General features: G+C 37.9%; 17 protein-coding genes. 15 read left to right on the forward strand and 2 right to left on the reverse strand.

Going from position 1 to position 22801, the window contains the following annotated elements; all coding sequences use genetic code 11:
- Nucleotides 1-109: 109 nt before the first annotated feature.
- From leuS to ACLHDG_RS02255, 14 genes are all read left to right on the forward strand, one after another.
- Entirely contained in the window at nt 110-2548 is a 2439-nt protein-coding gene (gene leuS / locus ACLHDG_RS02190; RefSeq protein WP_415407356.1) for a leucine--tRNA ligase, read from the forward strand.
- Nucleotides 2549-2597: 49 nt separating this feature from the next.
- Complete coding sequence (gene lptE, locus ACLHDG_RS02195; RefSeq protein ID WP_415407357.1) at nt 2598-3104, forward strand: LPS assembly lipoprotein LptE; 507 nt, start codon at nt 2598-2600, stop codon at nt 3102-3104.
- A gap of 2 nt (nt 3105-3106) precedes the next feature.
- On the forward strand, nt 3107-4255 hold the full coding sequence (locus tag ACLHDG_RS02200) for a bifunctional folylpolyglutamate synthase/dihydrofolate synthase (protein ID WP_415407358.1): 1149 nt from the start codon (nt 3107-3109) through the stop codon (nt 4253-4255).
- Nucleotides 4242-7214, forward strand: a complete 2973-nt coding sequence (mfd, locus tag ACLHDG_RS02205; protein ID WP_415407359.1) for a transcription-repair coupling factor — start codon at nt 4242-4244, stop codon at nt 7212-7214. Before ACLHDG_RS02200 ends, mfd begins: the two co-directional genes overlap by 14 nt.
- A 70-nt stretch (nt 7215-7284) precedes the next feature.
- Nucleotides 7285-8445: a sensor histidine kinase gene (locus ACLHDG_RS02210; protein WP_415407360.1), complete on the forward strand. Its 1161-nt coding sequence runs from the start codon at nt 7285-7287 to the stop codon at nt 8443-8445.
- Nucleotides 8445-9161: a response regulator gene (locus ACLHDG_RS02215; RefSeq protein WP_415407361.1), complete on the forward strand. Its 717-nt coding sequence runs from the start codon at nt 8445-8447 to the stop codon at nt 9159-9161. Before ACLHDG_RS02210 ends, ACLHDG_RS02215 begins: the two co-directional genes overlap by 1 nt.
- Before the next feature lie 177 nt (nt 9162-9338).
- Nucleotides 9339-10286, forward strand: a complete 948-nt coding sequence (locus tag ACLHDG_RS02220; protein WP_415407362.1) for an AAA family ATPase — start codon at nt 9339-9341, stop codon at nt 10284-10286.
- A 156-nt stretch (nt 10287-10442) separates the two neighbouring features.
- Nucleotides 10443-11270, forward strand: coding sequence for a DUF58 domain-containing protein (locus ACLHDG_RS02225; RefSeq protein WP_415407363.1), 828 nt, complete (start codon nt 10443-10445; stop codon nt 11268-11270).
- Between the two features lie 91 nt (nt 11271-11361).
- The gene (locus ACLHDG_RS02230; protein WP_415407364.1) at nt 11362-11766 is read left to right on the forward strand and encodes a hypothetical protein; all 405 of its coding nucleotides are present in this window, start codon (nt 11362-11364) and stop codon (nt 11764-11766) included.
- Nucleotides 11753-12670, forward strand: a complete 918-nt coding sequence (locus ACLHDG_RS02235) for a vWA domain-containing protein (protein WP_415407365.1) — start codon at nt 11753-11755, stop codon at nt 12668-12670. The genes ACLHDG_RS02230 and ACLHDG_RS02235 overlap by 14 nt, the downstream gene beginning before the upstream one ends.
- A 2-nt stretch (nt 12671-12672) precedes the next feature.
- Nucleotides 12673-13677 carry a vWA domain-containing protein gene (locus ACLHDG_RS02240; RefSeq protein WP_415407366.1) on the forward strand — a complete coding sequence of 335 codons (1005 nt, stop codon included), beginning with the start codon at nt 12673-12675 and terminating at the stop codon, nt 13675-13677.
- Nucleotides 13674-14516 carry a tetratricopeptide repeat protein gene (locus ACLHDG_RS02245; RefSeq protein ID WP_415407367.1) on the forward strand — a complete coding sequence of 281 codons (843 nt, stop codon included), beginning with the start codon at nt 13674-13676 and terminating at the stop codon, nt 14514-14516. The genes ACLHDG_RS02240 and ACLHDG_RS02245 overlap by 4 nt, the downstream gene beginning before the upstream one ends.
- Nucleotides 14500-16014: a BatD family protein gene (locus tag ACLHDG_RS02250; protein ID WP_415407368.1), complete on the forward strand. Its 1515-nt coding sequence runs from the start codon at nt 14500-14502 to the stop codon at nt 16012-16014. Before ACLHDG_RS02245 ends, ACLHDG_RS02250 begins: the two co-directional genes overlap by 17 nt.
- A gap of 18 nt (nt 16015-16032) precedes the next feature.
- Nucleotides 16033-17931 (forward strand): TIGR00341 family protein, encoded by a 1899-nt coding sequence (locus tag ACLHDG_RS02255; protein ID WP_415407369.1) that lies wholly within the window; start codon nt 16033-16035, stop codon nt 17929-17931.
- A 4-nt stretch (nt 17932-17935) separates the two neighbouring features.
- Here the strand turns inward: ACLHDG_RS02255 and ACLHDG_RS02260 are convergent, their stop codons facing one another.
- A complete protein-coding gene (locus ACLHDG_RS02260) occupies nt 17936-18778 on the reverse strand; it encodes a prephenate dehydrogenase (protein ID WP_415407370.1) in 843 nt (280 codons plus the stop codon).
- A gap of 115 nt (nt 18779-18893) precedes the next feature.
- Between ACLHDG_RS02260 and bamA the strand changes: the two genes are divergently transcribed.
- Entirely contained in the window at nt 18894-21230 is a 2337-nt protein-coding gene (bamA, locus tag ACLHDG_RS02265; RefSeq protein ID WP_415407371.1) for an outer membrane protein assembly factor BamA, read from the forward strand.
- A gap of 35 nt (nt 21231-21265) precedes the next feature.
- On the opposite strand, the gene ACLHDG_RS02270 is transcribed toward bamA, so the two are convergent.
- A complete protein-coding gene (locus ACLHDG_RS02270; protein ID WP_415407372.1) occupies nt 21266-22795 on the reverse strand; it encodes a Ppx/GppA family phosphatase in 1530 nt (509 codons plus the stop codon).
- Between the last annotated feature and the right edge of the window lie 6 nt (nt 22796-22801).

A 22801-nucleotide genomic window follows, 5' to 3' on the forward strand; every position in this document is an offset into this window, starting at 1 on the left:
TAGGTCGGGGAGGGACACCCCGACCTACGGTACAAGATACAACTCCCCCTAACCGCATCTTTGCTATAATCCTTTCAATTAAATAATGACAAAATGAAGCGAGATAATAATGAGTTACAATCCAAGTGAGATTGAAGCCAAGTGGCAGAAAAAATGGGATGATGAGCAGGCTTTTGAGCCTTCTGATTCTCTTGAACAAAAGAAAAAATACATCTTAAGTATGTTCCCTTTCCCAAGTGGACGTTTGCATATGGGGCATGTGCGTAATTATGCTATTGGTGATGCTTTTGCACGTTACTACAGAAAGCAGGATTTTAATGTCCTTCATCCTATAGGCTGGGATGCCTTTGGTATGCCTGCTGAAAATGCTGCCATCAAACATGGTCGTCATCCTAAAGAGTGGACCTACTCGAACATTGATTACATGAGAAAAGAACTCAACACTTTGGGACTTTCGTTTTCTAAGACACGTGAGTTTGCTACTTGTGATCCTCTTTATACGAAGTGGGAACAAGAGTTTATTATCAAGATGTTTGAAGAAGGCTTACTTTACCGTGAGTCTACAACGGTGAACTGGTGTGAAGAGTGTCATACAGTACTTGCAAATGAGCAGGTAGAAGAGGGTTGTTGTTGGCGTTGTGACAATGAAGTGCAACTCAAAGAGATGCCAGGATACTACCTTGACATTATTAAGTATGCAGATGATTTGTTAGGTGACTTGAAACAACTTGAGGGTAAATGGCCTTCACAAGTTTTGACTATGCAAAGTAACTGGATAGGAAAATCTCAAGGGCTTGAATTTGAGTTTGAACTCTCCAAAATGAGTAAAGCCAAGCTTGATGGAAATTTTGACAAATACACGGTGTTTACGACACGTCCAGATACTATTTACGGTGTAACGTATTCTGCATTGGCAGTGGAGCATCCCATTACTAAATATCTTCTAGAGAATGATTTGTTAGATAGTGATATAGCTGAAAAGATCATTACTATCACAAATATGACGGAGATCGAAAGAGCTAAAGAAGGCAAAGAGGGGTATGATTTAGGTATTACAGTCATCCATCCATTGACAGGTAAAGAGATACCTGTATGGACAGCAAATTTTGTATTGGCTTCTTACGGTGGTGGTGCAGTGATGGCTGTACCCGCACACGATGAGAGAGACTTTGAGTTTGCTTCTAAGTATGAGCTTCCTATCAAAAGAGTGATATCCGGAGATGAACTGCCTTTTACCTTTGAGGGTGTACTTGAGAATTCAGCTGAGTTTACGGGTGTGAAAAATACGGATGCCAAAGCACAGATCATTGCTCATTTTGAAGAGAGATCTTTAGGTAAAGGTACTACAAACTATAAGTTACGAAACTGGGGTATAAGCCGTCAGCGTTATTGGGGTGCACCTATTCCGTTTGTGCATTGTGACTCTTGTGGACTTGTACCTGAAAAGGTAGAAAATCTTCCTATCGCTCTTCCTGAAGATGTGGAGATCACTGGTGAGGGTAACCCACTGGAAAACCACCCTACATGGAAAAACTGTACTTGTCCTCAGTGTGGTAAAGATGCAAAACGTGAGACCGATACTTTGGACACTTTTGTGCAGTCAAGCTGGTATCAGTTCCGTTATGCAACAAATCCTAAGAAGTGGAATGATGTAGGTATAGATAAAGAAGATGCAAATTATTGGTTAGGTGTGGATCAATACATCGGTGGTATAGAACATGCTATCTTACACCTGCTTTATGCGAGATTTTTTACAAAAGTACTACGTGATTTGGGTTACCATGATATCAATGAACCATTTGAAAACCTTCTCACACAAGGGATGGTACTTATGGATGGTGCGAAGATGTCTAAGTCTAAGGGGAACACGGTTGATCCGGATGCACTTGTAGAAAAGTATGGAGCAGATACAGCTAGACTTTTTACACTTTTTGCTGCTCCTCCTGCAAAAGAATTAGAGTGGAATGACTCTGCGGTTGAGGGTGCCTTTAGGTTTATTAAAAAACTGTATGACAGAAAAGAGAAAGTAACAGGAACTACTTTACCAGATATTGACCAAAGTACTTTGAGTAAAGAGTCTAAACTTGCACGTGTGAAAGTGTATGAAGCGTTGCAAAAATCATCTGATGTGTATGAGAAGACTTTTGCTTTTAATACACTCATCGCAGCATGTATGGAGGCGCTTAATGCTCTAGACAAGCAAGATAATGCAGATATATGGACAGAGGGGATGTACATTATGCTGAACCTTCTTGAACCAATCATTCCTCATGTAACTACTGAGCTTTCTGAAGTATTATTTGTAAGAGAAAATTTAGGTGCTATACTTGAGGTTAAAGAAGAAGTATTTGTACAAGATAGTATTTTGTATGTGGTAATGATAGGTGGTAAGAAACGTACAGAGATCGAGATGAATCCATCTGCCTCACAAGATGAAATTTTAGCTGCAGCAAAAGAAGCTGGAGCAAAATGGCTTGAGGGTATGAGTATCGTCAAAGAGATCGTAGTTCCAAATAAACTGGTTAACCTAGCTGTAAAACCAAGTTAATATATCGTAGAAAGAAGAGGGTAAAATGAACAGCATATTAAAATTATGGATGACAATTTGTATAGTATTACTTCTTACATCTTGTGGCTACAAACCCTCTTCCCATGTTATTAAAAATATTTTTGCAGATACTGTATATGTTGAAGTAGCAGTTGACAGAGTAGAACCTGAGAATGCACCTTTTGTAAAAGATGAACTCAATCGTATGGTGTATACACGCTTTAAAGGCCGTGTTGTTCCTAAAGCACAAGCGGAAAGTCAGCTTCGTGTGACTTATACGGGAAGTACGTTTACCCCACTGGCATATGAAGATGGATATGTGACGCGCTACCGTGCCAATATCAGGGTAAGATTTGACATGGTGACCAAGCAAGGCAGGATCACAAAACAGATCAATACAGTACATGAAGCAGATATACAAGCCTCTTCGCTTTACTCATCAGCACTTAGAACAGAAGCAATACGTAAAGGTCTCGAGAAAGCATTGGATGAATTCTTAGCCTATGTAAGCGCTAAGGGGATGCTTACTGGTAAGCAGGGAGCAGGTAGCAAGTAGTAATGAAGCAAGCATCATTAAATGTTTTTTTAGAGGCTAAACCACTCTACTACAAAGAGATAGATCATGAGCGTGTACATATAGCTTATGGGAAGCTCAAACCTCATATCAAACAGCCTCGGACAGTGCATATTGTAGGGACAAACGGTAAAGGTTCTACAGGACGTATAGTTGCACATTTGGCTTATAAAAGTGGGCTTAAAGTAGGACATTACACTTCTCCTCATATCATGAAGTTTAACGAACGTATCTGGATAGATGGTTTTGATAGTTCTGATGAAGTATTGGAAGTAGCACATCAGAGACTTTTTGAGATAATCGGTCAAAAGATGAGTGATGCTTTGAGCTATTTTGAATATACCACACTTTTGGCTTTTGTTGTTTTTGAAAACTGTGATCTAATGGTACTTGAAGCAGGTTTAGGTGGAGAATTTGATGCTACGAATGTCTGTGACAAAGAGCTGAGTATCATTACCCCTATAGGCATAGACCATCAGGCTTTTTTAGGTGAGAGTATAGAAAAAATCGCAGCTACGAAGATACGGAGTATACAAAAGCAAGTTTTGTTAGCCCCTCAGGTTTATGATGAAGTGCTTGAAGTGGCGAAAGCTATCTCTACCAAGAAAGATGCAAAATTGGTGTTTTCCCGTTCTGCTTCTTGGGAGGTGATGAGTATTGCCAAAAGAAAAGGTTGGGGAGCTTATTTAGTAGACAATGCAATGGTGGCACTCCAGGCTCTTGAATTATTAGAAATTGACTACAATATAGATGAACTGCTTTCGTTAGAACTTTTTGGACGTTTTTATCAGCTTACAGAAAATATCCGCATAGATGTCGGGCATAATCCACTGGCAGCAAGAGCCATAGAAGAAGCACTTGATGATAAAGTAGTACTTATATACAATAGTCTTGATGATAAAGACTATGAAGAAGTTTTACGAATTTTGAAGCCTAAAGTAAAACGTGTAGAGATCATTCCTATTGAGTCTCAAAGAGCAATAACTTTGGAAGCTATAGAAAAAGCACTAGACAAAGTAGAGATTGAATACAACTACTTTGATGAAAAAATAAACAAAGATGAACACTATCTGGTATTTGGTTCATTTTATGTTGTAGAAGAATTTTTAAAGAAGATGAATGTATCAAAGTAACACTTACCAATACCTAGAAGAGCTCAAAGAAGAAAAGCTACTCATTTGTAAAGATGACAAAGAAGCAATACAAATACGAGATGTGGCAGTCTTGCTTGGGTTTGACACCTTTGTCTTACCTGATCTTCGTCTCTCTGTAGGTGAAGACTTACGTGCGTATGATGAAGATGTGCAAGCATTTTTTATCACTTTGGCAAACTACTATGCAAGCCAGAAGAAAAAAATGCTTGTCTCTCCTTTGCGAACACTACTTGTGCCTTTTCCTAAAGAAGAATTTTTTGATAAGAAAACAATAGAGTTTGGCGATACACTTAATTTACAGGAACTCAAAGATACTTTGTATCATTGGGGCTATCATTTTGTGGATATCGCTGCAAGTCGTGGTGAAGTTTCGTTTCGTGGTGATATTATAGATATCTTTCCTACAGATGCAGACAAACCTTACCGTGTTTCAATGTTTGATGAAGAAGTTGAGACGATACAATATTATGACGAAAATACACAAAAGCGTATACCTGATGAGTTAGAGTCTTTTACGTTTAATCCAGCCTTTTTAGCATTGAATAAAACCCAACATGAAGCACTTAAAAACAGAACAGAACGAAGCATATATGACACTTTTGTAAAAGATATAGACTCACTTGGTTTATGGCATCTTGATGAGTTGGGAGAGAGTGCATTAGAACAGTTTGATGGTGTCTGGGCAAGTAATTTAGATGATGAACTTAAAGAGGTCTATGAACTTACAGAGCCACTGGTGCCAAGAAAAGAATTTCTGTTGCCATCTATTCCGGAAGGTAATAAATACCGTGACTTGGAAGCAGTCAATCCAAATAAACTATTAGAATCCCATAAAGATAAAAAGATCACCATTATTGCTAAAAATGAGAGTATTGTACGTGGTTCAGAATTAGACTCTTTTGAAAATATAGAGTTTGTGTATCAGGATGGGATCGTCAATATTTTGGGTTCAGATAGGCTTATACTCTCTCTTAACAAGCCTATCAAGAGAAAAAAGGTGAAGAAAGCGAGCATCATTTTAGATGAGCTTAAAGCTGGTGATTATGTGGTACATGAAAACCATGGTGTGGGTATTTTTAAAGGCATAGAAAAACGAGAGATACTGGGGTCTATGAGTGAGTTTGTAGTGATTCATTATCAAAATGAAGATGCATTGCTCATCCCGGTTTCCAGTCTTGAAGTGATAGACCGTTATGTAGCTGAAGGTGGTGCCCTGCCTGTACTTGACCGCATGGGGAAAGCCAGTTTCAAAAAGTTAAAAGCTAAAGTCAAAGAGAAACTTTTTGCCATCGCGTCACAGATCATTAATCTTTCTGCACAGCGTCATCTAAAAAAAGGTATTAAACTTAAAAGAAATATGGAAGAGCATGCCATCTTCATGTCTGAAGCAGGCTTTGTACATACAGAAGATCAGGAGAAGGCTATCAACGATATGTTGAATGATATGTCTTCGGGCAAGATGATGGACAGACTGCTTTCTGCAGATGTGGGTTTTGGTAAAACAGAAGTGGCGATGAACGGGATGTTTATTGCAGTGAAAAATGGCTATCAAGCCATGATGATCGCCCCTACAACTTTACTTTCTTCTCAGCATTTTAAGAGTTTGAAAGAGCGTTTTTACGAGCATGGTATAAAAGTAGGTAAACTAGACAGATTTTCTACCGCTAAAGAGAGAAATGGCACACTCAAGGCGCTGGAAGAGGGTAGGTTAGATGTTGTTGTTGGTACACATGCTTTACTCAAAGCGAAGTTTAAAAACCTTGCTCTTGTCATTATAGATGAAGAGCATAAATTCGGTGTGAAACAAAAAGAGGCACTCAAAGAGATAGCCATTGATGTACATCTTCTTTCCATGTCTGCAACTCCTATTCCAAGATCTCTGAATCTTGCGATGTCAGATGTGAAAAGTTTTTCTGAGATCCTGACTCCTCCAACAGAACGGCAGGGGGTAAGAACTTTTGTGAAAAGTTATGATGATAAAGTCATTAAAGAAGCTATTTTAAGAGAGATGCGTCGTGGTGGACAGATATTTTATGTCTTTAACTCCATTGCCGGGATTGAAGAGAAGAAAAAAGTTCTTTTAGAGATTCTCCCAAAATTACGTATAGCCGTATTACACTCTAAAATTTCAGCCAAAGAGACAGAAAATGAAATGATGTTATTTGAAGATGGGGAGTATGATGTGCTGCTTTCTACTTCCATCGTAGAGTCAGGCATACACATGCCGCATGCAAACACTATGATAGTCGATGGTGCAGATAACTTCGGTATAGCAGATTTGCATCAGCTTCGTGGACGTGTAGGACGTGGTGGCAAAGAGGGGTATTGTTACTTTATGGTAACAGACAAAGAGCGATTGACTGATAATGCAAAAAGACGTTTATTGGCTTTAGAGTCCCATTCAGACCTTGGGTCGGGAGCAGTACTTGCATTTCATGACCTGGAGATCCGTGGTGGAGGAAACATCATCGGTGAAGCACAGTCCGGGCACATCAAACAGATAGGGTACTCGCTTTACTTGCGTATGCTTGAAGATGCCATTCGGGAACTAAGTGGCCAAGATAAAGAAGTTGCACAAAATATAGATATGAAACTCTCAGTTGATGCCTATCTGAATGAAGAGCTTATCGAGGAAGACCGTTTACGCTTAGAACTTTATCGTCGTCTTTCTCTTTGTGAAAGTACAGGAGAAGTCTATGAGATAGAGTCAGAGATCGCAGACCGTTTTGGTAAGTTAGATACTATTACAAGACAGTTCATCGATGTCATTGTTATGAAAGTCTTGGCTAGACAACAAGGTATTTCCAAAGTTTCTTCATATGGAGAAAATGTCTTTATAGAGTTTATTGAAGAGAACAAAGAGAGAGTGGTACTGAAATCAAGATCTAAAGATGATGATGACATCATCGCTACAGCAATGGGGTTTTTAAAAAAATAGGCTTATCAGCTTTAACTAATGCGTCTAATAATATACTTAAAACAATCGTTTATAGAAGGGAAGGGGATAAATGAACTTTTTTGAATCAGAAATCTTAAAAGGCAAGTACTTTCCTCTAAAAAGCCGTGATAGACTTAGAGCAACAATGGTTAACCTGTTTATTTTAACGGGTGTATTTATTATCTTGCTTTATGCCTATGAAAACTTAATGCAAGGCTACTATGCCATGCTGGTGGTTGAGATGCTTATAGTCTTTACATTGATGGTGTCTTACCTTGTGTTCCCTCATTATGTCAATATTAATCATACATCATACATGATACTGGGTGCATTAACTTTTCTTATTGCCATGTCTTTAGTTGTTCCTGATCAAGACCCGGAGCTTTCGCTTTTCTGGTTGGCTTCTCTACCTATATTTGTTTTCTTTTTTTTAGGGGTAAAGAAGGGTATCCGGTGGAGTACAAATATGTTTATTATTTTACTTTTTATTCCACTGTTCTCTTTTGTTACAGGGATAAAATTTGTCTATGAATGGGAACTGCTTTCTCAGATAGTTTTAGGGTATTTGATCATCTCCTATGTATTGTATATCATTGAGAGTGAACGTAGTTCTTATGAAGAGAGACTAAACGTAGCGCTTGAAGAAAATAAAATACTTTTTAAAGAGGTACACCACCGTACGAAAAACAATATGCAAGTCATCATGGGCCTGCTTGAGACACAATCGTTTAAAATAGATGACCCCAAATACAAAAAAATGTTTGAAATGCATGTAGACCGTTTAAAAGCTATGAGTCTAATGCATAAAAACCTTTATACGAATCAGAGTTATGAAGAAGTAGATATGCAACAGTACTTGGAAGGGATAGCCCGAAGTTTACAAACATATACCACACATCGTATTTCTACAGATATATACCCTGCCATAGTAGATATGAAAATAGCCATGAACATTGGTTTGATCTTTAACGAAGCTGTAACAAACTCCATAGAACATGCTTTTAATGGTGATAATGGAGAGATAGATGTGCAGTTTAAGCGTATTGGAAAACGATATATTTTGAGTATTAGAGATAACGGTAAAGGTTTTGATACGACAAAAACGTACAAATCATTAGGTATGACCCTCATAAAAGATCTAGCTACCACACTCCCCAATGGCAATGTCAACATAGATGGAAAAGATGGTGTTGTCATTGATGTATATTTTAATTTAGAGGAGTTTAACTAATGCTTTTTCCCAAAAATATTGTTATCGTAGAAGATGAAACGATCACCCAGCGTTACCTGCAAGATATTTTTGCACAGTATGATGTGACTGTCTCAGGCTGTTTCGATAATGCAGAAGATACCATTGAAGCACTTAAGAATATAGACTGTGATATGATCTTGATGGATATAAATATTAAAGGTCCTGTGGATGGCATACAATTAGCTAAAGATATTTTAAAGACTTATGACTTTCCTATTGTCTTTATTACTGCACATAATGATGATGAAACATTTCAAGAAGTTTTGGAGCTTTCTCCTTATGGTTTTATTGAAAAACCTTTCAGTAAAAAAGATATTGTATTTACCCTTCAGCTCGCTTACCAGAGATATCTTTCTCATGAAAAAGAGAATAAAGTCGAATCTGTAAATCAACCAAGAGAATATCTCATCCTAAATGAACATTATGCATATTCACGTGCTCTGACAATCTTATATTATGATGACCAGCCTGTTAAGTTGAGCAGTAAACAGAGTAAACTTTTGGAAGTTCTTATCCAGAATGTCAACCATACAGTCGATTATGATGCACTTACTTCCGCCATATGGGGAAATGATACCGTTGCAGACTCAGCATTGCGTACGTTAGTCTATTCTATACGTAAAACTCTTCCCAATCTTCCGCTTCTTTCCTATAGTAAAATAGGGTATAGCATAGAGATAAATACAAGCAATTAACACTTTTTAAGACGGTATCACTTACGACTTTTAGCTTCGACAAGCTCAGTTGCCGTATTTCGGTATGTTGGGTTGTCGTTGTATCTCTATTTTATACTCTCCCAAAATCACCAGATTATTAACCTTTAATTAATTTCCCTGAAGTATACTTTTAGCATTACTATTCAGGAGAATCACTTGAGTCAAATCGTAGAAAATATCAAAATAGAAATTTCTAAAGTGCTTGTAGGACAAGACAAAATGGTCGAAGGACTTTTGGCAGGGTTACTTTGTCGTGGACATATACTTCTAGAGGGTGTTCCCGGGCTTGCTAAGACCACAGCAGTTAATGCTCTGGCAAAAACTTTAGGGCTGGACTTTAAGCGTGTGCAGTTTACTCCGGACTTACTTCCTTCAGATATCATAGGTACAGAGATCTATGATCCTTCCAGCAACTCTTTCAAGATCAAACATGGACCGGTATTTACCAACCTTTTACTTGCGGATGAGATCAACCGTGCCCCTGCAAAAGTACAGTCAGCACTGCTTGAAGTCATGCAAGAGAGACAAGTGACCATTGGAGATGAAAGTTTCAAGATAGACCTTCCTTTTTTGGTTATGGCAACGCAAAACCCTGTAGAGCAGGAGGGTGCGTATGAACTTCCTGAAGCACAGCTTGACAGGTTTATGATGAAAGTAGTTGTAGGCTATAACACGAAAGAAGAAGAGCTTGAGATAGCAAGGCGTGTAGCAAACAACAGTTTTGAAACCATACAGCAAGTCGCAACATTGGAAGACCTGAATACTATCCGTGAAGAGGCATTGCAAGTGCATATGGATGAGGAAATAGAGCGCTATATCATTGAACTTGTAGCTGCGACACGTGACCCTAAAGCTTATGGGCTTGAAGAGTTGGAAGCATACATCGAGTTTGGAGCAAGTCCAAGGGCGAGTATCGATATGTATAAAGCTTCACGTGCCATAGCATATCTTAAAGGGCAGGATTATGTCTCTCCTATAGAGATAGCATATATTGCTAAAGAGATACTGCGTCATAGAATCATTCTTTCTTATGAAGCAGAAGCGGAAGGTGTAACGCAGGATCAGATTATTGAGAAGATATTGGCTGCGGTACCAATTCCGTAGGAAAACTATGAATAAACCTTGTCATGGTGAACGCCCTTGAAAGCGAAGCGATTTGAGAGCCATGACGATTTTTTGCTTCGTTTTTTCTAAAAAAATGAAGAAAGAAGCACGCCACAGTTAAAACAAGTGGAAACTTAAAAGACTAGAAAGGATGATATGAACAAAGCAGTAAAGAAGATTATCCTTAAAACCAAAAAGCAAGTCTACGGGGATATGCTTGGAAATAATGCTTCCATGTTTCAAGGTGAAGGCTTTGAGTTTGCAGAGCTTCGTGAGTACGTCTATGGAGATGATGTCCGTAAGATAGACTGGAAGACAACAGCAAAACTCAGTAAACCTTTTGTAAAGATATACAAAGAGGAGAGAGAGCTTAATGTTGCTGTTGTGACTATGCTTAGCGGTTCTACTTATTTTGGTACAGTAAAACAAAAGTCTGAGCTCATTGCTGAGATCACAGGAGTACTTGGATTTTCTGCAGTGAAAAATACAGACCTTTTTTCACACATACTTTTTGCAGATAAGTTGTATGAGATAAGCAAACCAAGTAAAAAACTTTTTTCTGTGCATAAAGCAGTTGAAGATGCAGTCAATTTCAGTCCCATAGGGAAAGAGGGTGATTTTAAAGCTTTGGTGGAAACACTGCATAACCGCCTTAAAAAGAAAACACTGCTTTTTATACTCTCAGATTTTATAGGAGAGATAGACTTAAAGCTTTTAAGTAAGAAACATGATGTGTTTGCCGTGATGGTTCGTGACAGGTTTGAAGAAGATCCTTCCGAGTTAGGATATCTTAGACTCATCGATATGGAGAGTAAAAAGAGTTTTGAGGGCAACATTGACAGTGGTACTTTAAAAAACTATAAAAAAGCACTGCACGACAATGATGAAACACTCTATAGACAGTTTAAAAAACATGGCATACGGTTTACAAAGATCTATACACATGAAGAGCCTTATGTGAAGTTGATGAAGAGTATGAGATGATGGTGCTACTTGTAGGGTGCGTTTGCCAACGCACCTTTAAATTGAACATGTCAAAAGGTGCGTTTGCCAATGCACCCTACGAAGGATGAATATGGATAATAATATAAGTGAACAATTAAAAGATATAAAACCATTACTTGAAATCCCAGATAACTCTTACTATATCTATTGGGGATTGATTATCTTTGTTGGGTTTTTACTACTTGCGATACTCTTTTTTGTAGCCAAAAAACTTTGGGACAATCGCAAAGAAAATCTTGCCAAAGGGTATCTGAAAAAGTTAAAAGAGATAGACTGGAAAGATACCAAGAAGTCTGCCTATGAAGCAACACATTATGCAAGACTGCTTGCTACAGATGAGAGACGTGTAAAACTCTTTGGGCAGTTAGAACCACTGCTTGAACAGTATAAATATAAAAAAGAAGTTGAAACAGTTGATGATGATACACGTAACCGTTTCAACCTTTTTGTGCAGGTAGCTGATGAATCAATTTAGTTTTGAATATCCTCTTCTGCTGGGATCAATTTTACTTTTTCTTGTTTGTGCCAGATGGTGTCGAGAGCGAAGCAGGGCTATCTACTTCCCTCATGTGGCACAACTATTGGCCCGGAGTACCAGTAAAAGTTCTTTGCTTGGTTGGTTAAAATGGGTAGGTATACTGGCTGCTGTTGTGGCTTTGGCTTCTCCTGTCATTACCAAAACCTATAGCAATACTAAAAAAGAGGGTAGAGACATCGTACTTATCATCGATGCGAGTGACTCGATGCGCCAGCGTGGTTTTGATCCTAATGATATCTTTAAAAATAAGTTTGATGTGGTTAAAGAAGTGGTTGTAGACTTTATAGACAAGAGAGAAAATGACCGTTTGGGGATGGTGACTTTTGCAGATGTGGCATTTATCTCTTCTCCACTTACTTTTGAAAAAGATTTTTTGAAAAATATCACACAAATGCAAAAGTTGGGTATGGCAGGAAAACGAACAGCTATCAATGATGCTATTGTACAGAGCTACAATATATTGAGTAAAAGTAAAGCCAAGTCCAAAATAGCCATCTTGCTTACAGATGGGATCGATAATATGAGTAAGGTGCCTTTCCCTGAACTCAAAAGTATGATAGAAAAAAGAGATATCAAACTCTATACTATCGGTATAGGAAGTCAGCGTGACTATAACGGGCAGTATTTACAAGCTCTTGCTCTTGCTGGAAAAGGTGAAGCATATGGAGCAAGAAATGCAGAGACACTTTCAAAAATTTATGAAGAGATCAATAAACTCGAAGTGACAAAAATAGATGATAAAAAGATAGTGCAACATACCTATCTTTATACCTATCCTCTTTTTTTAGCGATATTGAGTCTGTTGTTCTTTATTTATTTTAGATCGGCGAAGGGGGTATAGAGATGAGTTTTGTGCATCCACAACTTTTTTGGGTTCTAATTGTACCTTTCATTGTCTTTGCTGTGTTGATCTCAACCAACAAAGAACGGCTTTCGCGTATCTTTGATGAAAAAGTTTTAAAACGACTAAGTGCAGCAGATGAATCTGTGCCGTTGATAGTACGAAATATTACTATGTTCTTGGCGATCTTTTTTATGATCGTTGCCATGGCAAGACCTGTAATAGAAAAAGGTGACAAGATCGTAGAAGTTAAAGGTTTAAGTCTTCTTGTGGGGCTTGATATTTCAGGTTCTATGCGTAGTAAAGACCAGTATCCCAATCGTTTGGAGTTTGCTAAAAAGAAGATGGCTCTGTTGTTTGACAATATGCCAAGTGATGAGATAGGTGTCATTGCATTTGCCTACAGTCCCTTTGTTCTGGCACCATTTTCCAGTGATAAAGAGACACTTAAACAGATGGTAGATGGAGTAGATGATTCTTATATCAATATGGGTTCAACAGATTTTATGGCTTTAGGTGAGTTGGCAGGTAATTTATTGGAAAAGAAAAAGCCTAAGATCATGGTACTGTTCACCGATGGTGGAGATGAAGAAGCAATAGCAGGTTTTTCAGATCTGCTGAAAGCCAATGGGATAGACCTTTATGTGGTACTTGTAGGTACAACACAAGGTGCGCCTGTTATTACACAAGAGGGAAAATCTTTTACCCAAAAAGATGGGACTATCGCGATTACCCAAAGAAATGATGCTTTAGGTGAAGTAGCTAAAGAAAATGGTGGAGCCTACGTAGTAGCAACGAATGGAAAAGAAGATATAAAAGAACTGGTTTCTGTCATACGCAGTAAATACAAGAATCAACAGCAGGGTGAAGTGAAAATAAAAGAGAGAGTAGAGATGTTCTATTATCCTTTGGCCGGAGGGTTGTTTTTACTTTTGATCGCTCTGAGTTCTATGCCTAGAAGGAGCGTTCAGCGTTCAGCGTTGAGCGATGAGAAAGGGAAGAAATGATAAAAATATTTTTAACACTATTTATTCTTTGCTATTTATTTTTTACTTCTGCCGTAGCTGGTTTGACAGACTTTAAAACCATAGAAGAAGCAAAAGAGGCGTATGAGGCCAAAGCGTATGGAAAGAGTGCCGCACTGTTAAACTCTTTGGATGCCAAGTCCCCTCAAAAGTCTTATGATATAGGTAATGCATACTATAAAGCTAAAAAGTATGATGATGCCATAAAAGCATATGAGAGTGCTAAAGGTGTAGATGAAGCAATAAGGTTACATAATCTTGGTAATACACATTTTCAGAAAAATGAGTTAGATAAAGCTATAAAGAGTTATGAAGAAGCATTGAAACTCGGAGACGATGAAGAGACTAAGTTCAATCTTGAATTGGCAAAAAAACAGAAGCAGCAGCAAGAAGAAGAGAAAAAGAAGCAAGAACAGAAAGATAAAGATAAAAAAGACGACAAAAAGAAAGACGATAAGAAGCAAGACAATAAAGATCAAAAGAAAGATCAAGATAAGAAAAAGCAAGACCAAAAGAAGAAAGATCAAGAGAAGAAAGATAAACAAGATAAAGATGGCAAGAAGAAAGAAGAGAAAAAGAAAGACGGTAAAAAAGACCAATCTCCTTCTGATAAAGAGAAAGAAAAAAACAAAGATAAAAAAGGTGACCAGGAGTCACAAAAACCGCAAGGTGAAAAGAAAATGAGTAAAGAAGAGAAACTTAAAGAGCAAGAGTTAAAAAGACTGCTTAAAAAAATGGGTCAAAAGAAAATGCCTGTAATGATGTATCAGATGGGTGAGAATAAAAAAACAAAAAGGAGTGAAGATGCAAAACCATGGTAATTTAATGGGTAAAATTATTTTAATATTTATAGCAACTTTTCAGTTTTTATGGGCGGAGAGTGTAGAAGCAACGCTCGCTAATACAGAAGTAGTACAGGGCAATATGGCACAGCTTCGCATAGTAGCTACAGGAAATAGAGCAGCATTCCCTAATATAACGCAGATTGGTGGTTCACAAGTACTGGGTAGACATCAAGGTCAAAGCAACTCTTTTACTTACATCAACGGAAAAAGTGAGAGTAAACATACAACCGTTCTCACGTTAACGTTTGCACCACAGCAAGATATGACTATCCCATCGTACAGTGTTAATATAGATGGGACAGTTTACAAGACAGAACCCATCAAACTAAAAGTCACCAAATCAAATGCACCACAAGTATCAAACAGCAATAAGTTTTCACTGCTTATGCGTACAGAGAAAAAGTCTGCGATGGTAGGGGAACCATTTATTGTAACTGTATTTTTCTCTTTGCAAAATGGCGTACGTCTCTCTGAAAATCCGCAATACAATAAACCTGAATTTAAAGGTTTTTTTGTAAAAGAGGTTGAGCAAGAGCAGGCATACAGGGAAGGGAACCGTCAAGTTACTGAGTTAAAATATATACTCATACCTCAATCAGAAGGAAATTTTACACTTGAGCCGGCTACAGCTAAAATAGGTATAGCCGATACAAGCAGGCGAGATATGTTTGGCAGGTTTTTTGGAACAGTCTGGACGCCTATTGCTTCCAACACAATAAATATTGAAGTAAAGAAAAAACCGGAAGATACAGATCTGGTGGGTAGTTTTACTATAGAAAGCACTATAGATAAGCAGAGCATTAAAGCAAATAAGCCAGTGAATCTTACAGTGAAAATAGAAGGTGAAGGAAGTCTTGAAGATTTTGAGTTCCCAAATTATGAGATAGATGGTGTCACTGTCTACAGTGATGATGCTACTGTAGAGAGCAACTTGCTTGGAGGTAAACTGCATAGCAGTCTTACAAAAAGTTTTGCCTTCATCTCAGACCATGACTTTAGTATACCAGCACGAAGTATCTCTGTGTATGATACAAAAAAAGCTAAAGTAAACGATCTGGAGATACCTGCATATAAGATAAAAGTAGAGGTGAATAAAATAGCTGCACCTGTGTTGAACACTTCGGATAAGGGAATAGTACAAACTAATCTAAAACAGGTAGATACTCCTCAAAACAGTGTAGCCAAAAAAGAAGTAGAGATTAAAAATGTAGCCTGGTGGATGCTTGTGGTTGCATTTGTTCTGGGTATCTTCTTTATGTATCTATTACGATATTTCCCTATAGCCAAATGGACGAGCAATAAAAGTCCTTTTAAAGAGTCTGAAGCACTGAAAATACTCTATGCGCATATGAGTGAAGATATGGAAGCTGAAATGATGGTACGTAAGCTTTATGCAAAGAAGAATGGTGATAAAAGTGTTATAATTGACAAAAAAGTATTGAAGGCATTGGTGGAGAAGTATAAAAACCAATAGCTTACTTAGGGAATACTGATGAGCATATCAAATGTTGCATATTTCTACGGAACCGTAGAAGAAGCGTATCTAGACAAAATTAAAACACAATTGGAAGAGGAAAAAGTAGCGTATTTTCCGCTTTCTCAGATGTGTAGTATTGAGTTTGATAATTTTGCTCACTTGATCGTTTCAGGAACACTTAAAGAGATCAAAGAGGTTTTGGAACTTGCGTTGAGGTATGATAAAAGTGTAGGTATCGTACCTATGCCAAAACAAAAAGAGTTGATGAAAACATTTGAACTCTCTTCCAGGCTTGATGAGAGTATCTCTCAGGCACTGCTAAGATCTGAAGAGAAGATAGATATACTTTTTTCCAATGATGAGATAGTCCTGCAAGAAGTGGTTATAGGGGATGCACCTCCACTGGATCAGTTTGACAGCACACTCAAAGAAAAATCACTCTTTGGACGTATTAAACTCTTTTTTCATACGATGGGAAAGGTAAAAGATCTTCATCATACAAAGATGAAGCTTACCGATGCAAAAAGCAATGAGATCAAATTCTCTGCTGTGGGTTTAGTAGGTATAGAGTATAACAATGCGACCTTTGCTTCCAAACTCATTTCAAAACAGATAAATTCCAGTGATGGGAAACTTTCACTGGTGATATTGGCACCCATCTCTATGGTGCAGTATATGGGGTACCTGTTCAAATCATTGGTTTCAAGGTGGACACCGGAACGATTACCTGAATCTGTGGGCTATATACGCAGCAGTGCTTTAAAAATAGAATCAGGCAGACCCCTAACTGTACTGATAGACTCTGATGTGAAACAAGAAACACCTGTTCAACTTAAAACCAAAGAGAAAGCATTGGCTTTGAGTGTAGGAGAGAAGTTTTGGGAGAAACAGAGTCAAGAGACAAATGGGAAAGACAGTATCAAAATAGACCATCTCCCCAGTGATGAAGAGAGTGCAGGATATTTGAGTAAATCCATTCCATTTTTTTCACATGCCAGTCAGGAGCAGTATACGACACTGTTTGCAAACCTAAGAGAAGAGAGTAGAACGAGTTCCACTTTCATGACATTACTGATCTTGGCAACAATGATCGCTACTTTTGGACTCTTTATTAACTCCAGTTCTGTCATCATAGGGGCGATGCTTTTGGCACCATTGATGCAGCCTATCGTAAGTTTGAGTATGGGTGTGCTGAGACAAGATAGTGCTTTAGAATTAGCAGGTGCAAAGACCATAGCTGCAGGTGTTGTGATAGTTGTACTGACTTCGGCACTGATCGCATGGTTTATACCTATAGAGAAACTAACTTCTGAAATGGCAGGGCGTCTCTCTCCTACGATCTTGGACCTTTTTGTTGCCATCGTTTCTGGTGCAGCAGCAGCCTATGCAAAAAGCAATGAAAAAATTCTAGGTTCACTTGCAGGTGTTGCTATAGCGGTGGCCTTGGTTCCACCTATAGCAGTAGCAGGTATAGGACTTGGTTGGGCTGACTGGCATATGTTCAGTTCTGCTTTTTTACTTTTTATGACGAACCTTGTAGGGATTGTCTTTGCAGCTGCTTTTACCTTTGTCGTTTTAGGCTTTTCACCGATTCATATTGCCAAGAAAGGTATCATCACCTGGATGTTGATCGTGGCATTTGTAGCTATGCCTCTTTACAGTTCATTTGAAAAAATGAAAGAGGATATTCATATTCAAAAAATGCTTGCTAATTTACATTTAAATTTAGGTCAAAATGAAGTAACATTGACACATATCGTACTGGTTAAACACGCAGATAAACTGGAAGTACGTTGTGAAGTGATAGCAAGTGGATTTTTGAATAAAGATGAAAAAGTACTTTTAAAAGAGGTGGTAGAGAAAACTATTGGCAAGGAAGTTGAAGTGATCGCTACATTTAGGTATAGGTTATAAATTTCTAGTCTAAAATATCATGTAATTTATTTGCCTCTTCCATCCAGTCATTTAGTGTATTCCACTCTTCATCTTCAACCATTTTTTGACATTTTTTTAGTTCAGCCTGAAAGACAGAGATGGCTTCAAGCAGATTGCTCTTGTTCTGTCTAAAAATATCTTCCCACATATTCGGAGAAGATTTAGCGATACGGCTCATGTCCTTAAACCCACCACCGGCAAGGGCGATAATACTCTCAGCAGCTTCCTGTTTCATTACAGAGTTGGCAAGTGAATAACTGAGTGCATGGGGCATATGAGAGATGAATGCTGCATGCCTGTCATGCTCTTTTGCATCCATAAAGACCAAGGTCATACCAATGTTAGAAAAGAGATTTTTAGCCACTTCTTGTTGATATACTCCACTTTTTTCCATATCACAAAGTACAACAACTTTATCTTGGTAAAGATCAGTAATGGCAGCGTATGGACCAAATTTTTCGGTTCCTGTCATAGGGTGTGCGGTAACAAAATTGGCTCTTATCTCTTTTGGGATACTTTGTGAGATCTTTTCTTTGGTACTACCAAGATCTATGACAGTACATTTCTTATCTAACCCTTGTATCTCTTTTGTAATAGCAATAATTCCGTCAACTGGGATCGTTAAAAAAATGATATCACAGTGCTTTATAGCATCTAATGTTTGGACAACTTCATCAACTAAGCCTAAGGCAAGTGCCTCTGTACAATGCTTTTTATTATGGTCAAGACCTAGAAAGTGAAAGTTTTTTGAGGTTTTTTGGAGGGCTAAACTGAGAGAACCTCCCATAAGTCCAAGACCAATAATACCAATTTTTTGTATTGCCATAGAGTACCTTTGTTAATCCAAATGTTTGAAGGATTATAACATGATTTTTTTGTTTATTATGAGCCTCTTATTGAAAAAAAGATAAAATATTAGCAAATTATACTAAGGCTTGACTATGATAAAGAAAATTGCTCCCTTCAAGATACTTCTTGCTTGGATGTTGATAGGATCACTACTTTTGGCACAAAAAGTGACACAGATCAAATTTGAAGGACTTGCACACCTCTCTCCTAGTGTTGCATTGGAGATCGCAGATATCCGTGTGGGTGACCAGATGGACAATGATAAGATCAACCAATCTATTCTAAACTTCTTTGAACAAGGGTATTTTAAAGATATATGGGTGGATAGACAAGGTGGTGTGCTTATTTATCATTTTGAAGAAAAGGTGGCTATTGCCAATCTTCAAGTTAAAGGTTTTGGTTCCGGTGATGAAGGAGAAGAGCTTTTAAAGGGTATTGGGATTAAAAAAGGTGACCTTTATGATGATGCGCGTATTCAACATGCAAAGAAGACACTTATGTCCAAACTTGAGAGTAAAGGTAATTATGACTCTGTTGTTGAAGTAACCACTACACCTGTAGGAAAAAGAGCAGTCTCAGTTGTTTTTGATGTAAACAAGGGTGAAAAGATCAAGATCAAAAAGCTCAATTTTATCGGTGCGTCAGAGTTAAGTCAGAGTGATCTTGAAACAGACCTTGCCAACCAGGAAGAAGATTTTCTTGGCTGGATACCGATCTTTAACAATGGTGAAGTAAAAGTAGATCAGCTTGAGTATGATGCGTATAGAGTAAAAGAAACCTATATGAAAAATGGATATCTGGATGCCTATGTTAGTAAGCCGCTAATGCGTGTGGATTACAGTTCATACACTGCAGAGGTGGATTATCAGATCAAAGAGGGTGTTCAGTATCGTGTAGGTGACGTGAGTATTGCACAGGATGTTGAGGGGATTAACAGTGAAGATCTGCTCAGTGACCTCTTACTTAAAAAAGGTCGTGTTTTCGATATCACACGTATGCGTAAAGATATGAAAATGATTCAAGATGCAGCAGGAAATCTTGGATATGCGTATGCAAAAGTTTCTCCCAATATGCGTAAAAATACAGAACAGGGGATCGTCAATCTTCAGTATGTGATCCAACCGGGACAGAAAGTAACGATCAATGATGTACTGATCTCAGGTAACGACACAACAAAAGACAGAGTTATCCGTAGATATGTTTATCTTGCCCCTGGTGATCAATTTAATGCAACAGATCTTAAAGACAGTAAAAGTGCACTGGGAAGAACAGGTTTCTTTGAAGGTGTAGATATTCAAAGTCAGAGAGTCTCCGAAGACAAGATCGACCTGCTTGTTAAAGTAAAAGAAACATCTACAGGTACTATCTCTGCAGGTGGTGGATATGGAAGTTATGAAGGTTTGATGGTCAATGCTTCGGTATCAGATAAAAACATATTTGGTTCAGGGATCAATAGTACTTTAGGTTTTGAAATTTCAAAGATTTCAAAGAACTATAATCTCTCTTTTGTCAATCCGAAAGTATGGGACAGTATGTATAGTTTGGGACTGAGTTTCTATAAGAGAGATTATGAGTATATCGACTATACGCAAGATCAGCTTGGTGGTTCATTGAATGTAGGTAGAGAGTTCTTTAGACATTTTTATGGTTCAGTAGGATTAGGTTACGTTGATAACCAATCTACATATAATGAGACCTATAATCCAATTGGAGGTATTGACCCTACCTTTTATGCTGACCAGTATGAAAAAATTTCAGGTTTTGCAAGTATAAGATTTGACAATACAGATGATTTCTATATGCCAAGAGAAGGGTTTATTGCCTCACTTAACGCTGAACTTGCACAAATGGATGGTGTCATGAAACAAGAGAATCTTGATAGAGGATATACAGAGTTTGATAACTTTACTAAAGTGTCAGCACGTTTTGGAGCCTATTATGGAATGGAAGATATTATAGATTATGACCTTATTTTACGATTTAAAGCAAGGTATACGAAGATCATATCCGGTGATGATCAGTATATCCCTATTGCGGAGAGACTCTTTATGGGTGGTATAGGAAGCGTAAGAGGATATGATCCATACTCACTTTCTCCAGATGTTTTAGGTGATAGAATTGGTGGTACTGAACGTGCTTCTGGTACTATTGAAGCGAGTATTCCTCTCTCGGCAGCAGCAAAGATGAGACTGGCAGCCTTCTATGATTATGGTGTAATACGCACAGATCCTGTACGTACTGAAACCGGATATATAGATTTTGATACACAATCTATAGCAGGTAATGATATTGCAAGATCTTCAACAGGTGTAGTACTTGAATGGCAGTCTCCTTTTGGAGCGATCAACCTTGTATTCGCCTATCCTATTGATGATGAACCATATGATCATACAGCTACCTTTGAATTCTCTATGGGAACCAAATTCTAGTATTTTCATATTGTGGGCATTCCTGCCCACGCTACTTATTGATATATCCCTAACTCTTTATTCTTCGGTACCTTACTCTCATCTTCTATAATAATTGCAAACGGTACAGGCTTTTCTAAAGCTTTTATTTTTTCTTTAGCGAGATAAAGAGGTCTATCAGAAGTAATGAGTAGTGTTTTATTATGGTAGGTGAACTCAATATTGGCAGAGTTGGAAGCTTCATGTAAAAATACTGTAAGAGTATAAATGAAACTTAACCAAAGAAGTGTTTGCTTTTGGGGCAGCAGAGGTTCAAAACTTTGAAAGAGAGGTTTATTGAGTAATTCTTTGCCATGCATACGTAAAAGCAGTGAAGTGAGAAGCATCTGTTCATGTGTAAAACCATAATTCAACTCTTGCATCGCAATATAAAATGCATGCTGGTGTGATTTATATATAGTGAGTGTTTTTCCAATACTGGAAAGTTTAACTGCCCAAAGCAGTTCAGACTCATACTGCTGTTCATCTTTGATATCTATCTGGAGTTTGGTATAAAGTTTCGAAGCAATTTTGAGTTTGCTTTTCTTCTTTTTCTCTATATTGTCTAGAGGATTGAACCGATCTAAAATAGAGGTGATACTTGGGTTGATAGTGTATGGAAATTTGAGATTGTCCTCTCTTAGTAATTGTTCAAGAAAAACCCCTTCTCTCACTCCCACAGAACTGGTGATTACAGATTGTGCACCAATGAAAGCTAGTATTTCATTGAAAATAAGTGTACCTTCTCTAATCGTATCATATCGGTTTTTTTTAAGCCCGAATTTCTTTAAATTCTTTGCAGATGAGAGAGGTATATTCTCAAGATAGGCTTTATGTCTGTTTGCATTATAGGTAAAAGCATGTAGTTTATCCAGAGGGTGATTACATTGTTTCATTATACCCTTACTAAGCGTTCTTGCTGTTCCACCTATCCCTATGGCTAAAGAGTGTTTAAAGTGCTTAGGAAGCTTTTTCAGTTCATCTGCGATGTATGCTTTTGCTTTTTGGTTTATCTCGCAAAGAGGCATCTCTTTATCAAAGAAGAGTTCCTTAAGTCTTACTGTACCTAAATTAAGAGAATAAGTATCGAAAAGTTGACCCTTTTGGATGAGAGCCATATCCGAGGAACCACCACCTATATCTATAGTGATACCTTCATGGATAGGAAGCAAGTTATTTACGGCTATAGCACCATATCTTGCTTCTTTATTTCCATCGATTATTTTGATAGCTAGTCCAAGTTCACTCTGTATCCACTGTACAAAGAATTTACCATTGGGGGCATCTCTAAGTGCGGAGGTAGCCACACAGAGTGTTTTATGGGCTTGATATTTTTGGATAGTGTGGAGAAAGGATTTGAGGGTTAAAAAAGCTCTTTGTATACCGATGGGTTGGAGATGACCCTCTTTCTCATAAGCACCTTCTCCGATGCGGACTTTAGATTTTTGTTCGCAAATAAGATGAAAGCCATAGCGGCTGGTTTTTTCGAAGATAACAAGTCTGGCTGAGTTTGAACCGATATCAATGATCGCGGTTCGTTTAGCCATGACTTA

The sequence above is a fragment of the Sulfurovum iocasae genome, assembly GCF_047716765.1.
In the GTDB taxonomy this organism is placed as follows: Bacteria; Campylobacterota; Campylobacteria; order Campylobacterales; family Sulfurovaceae; genus Sulfurovum.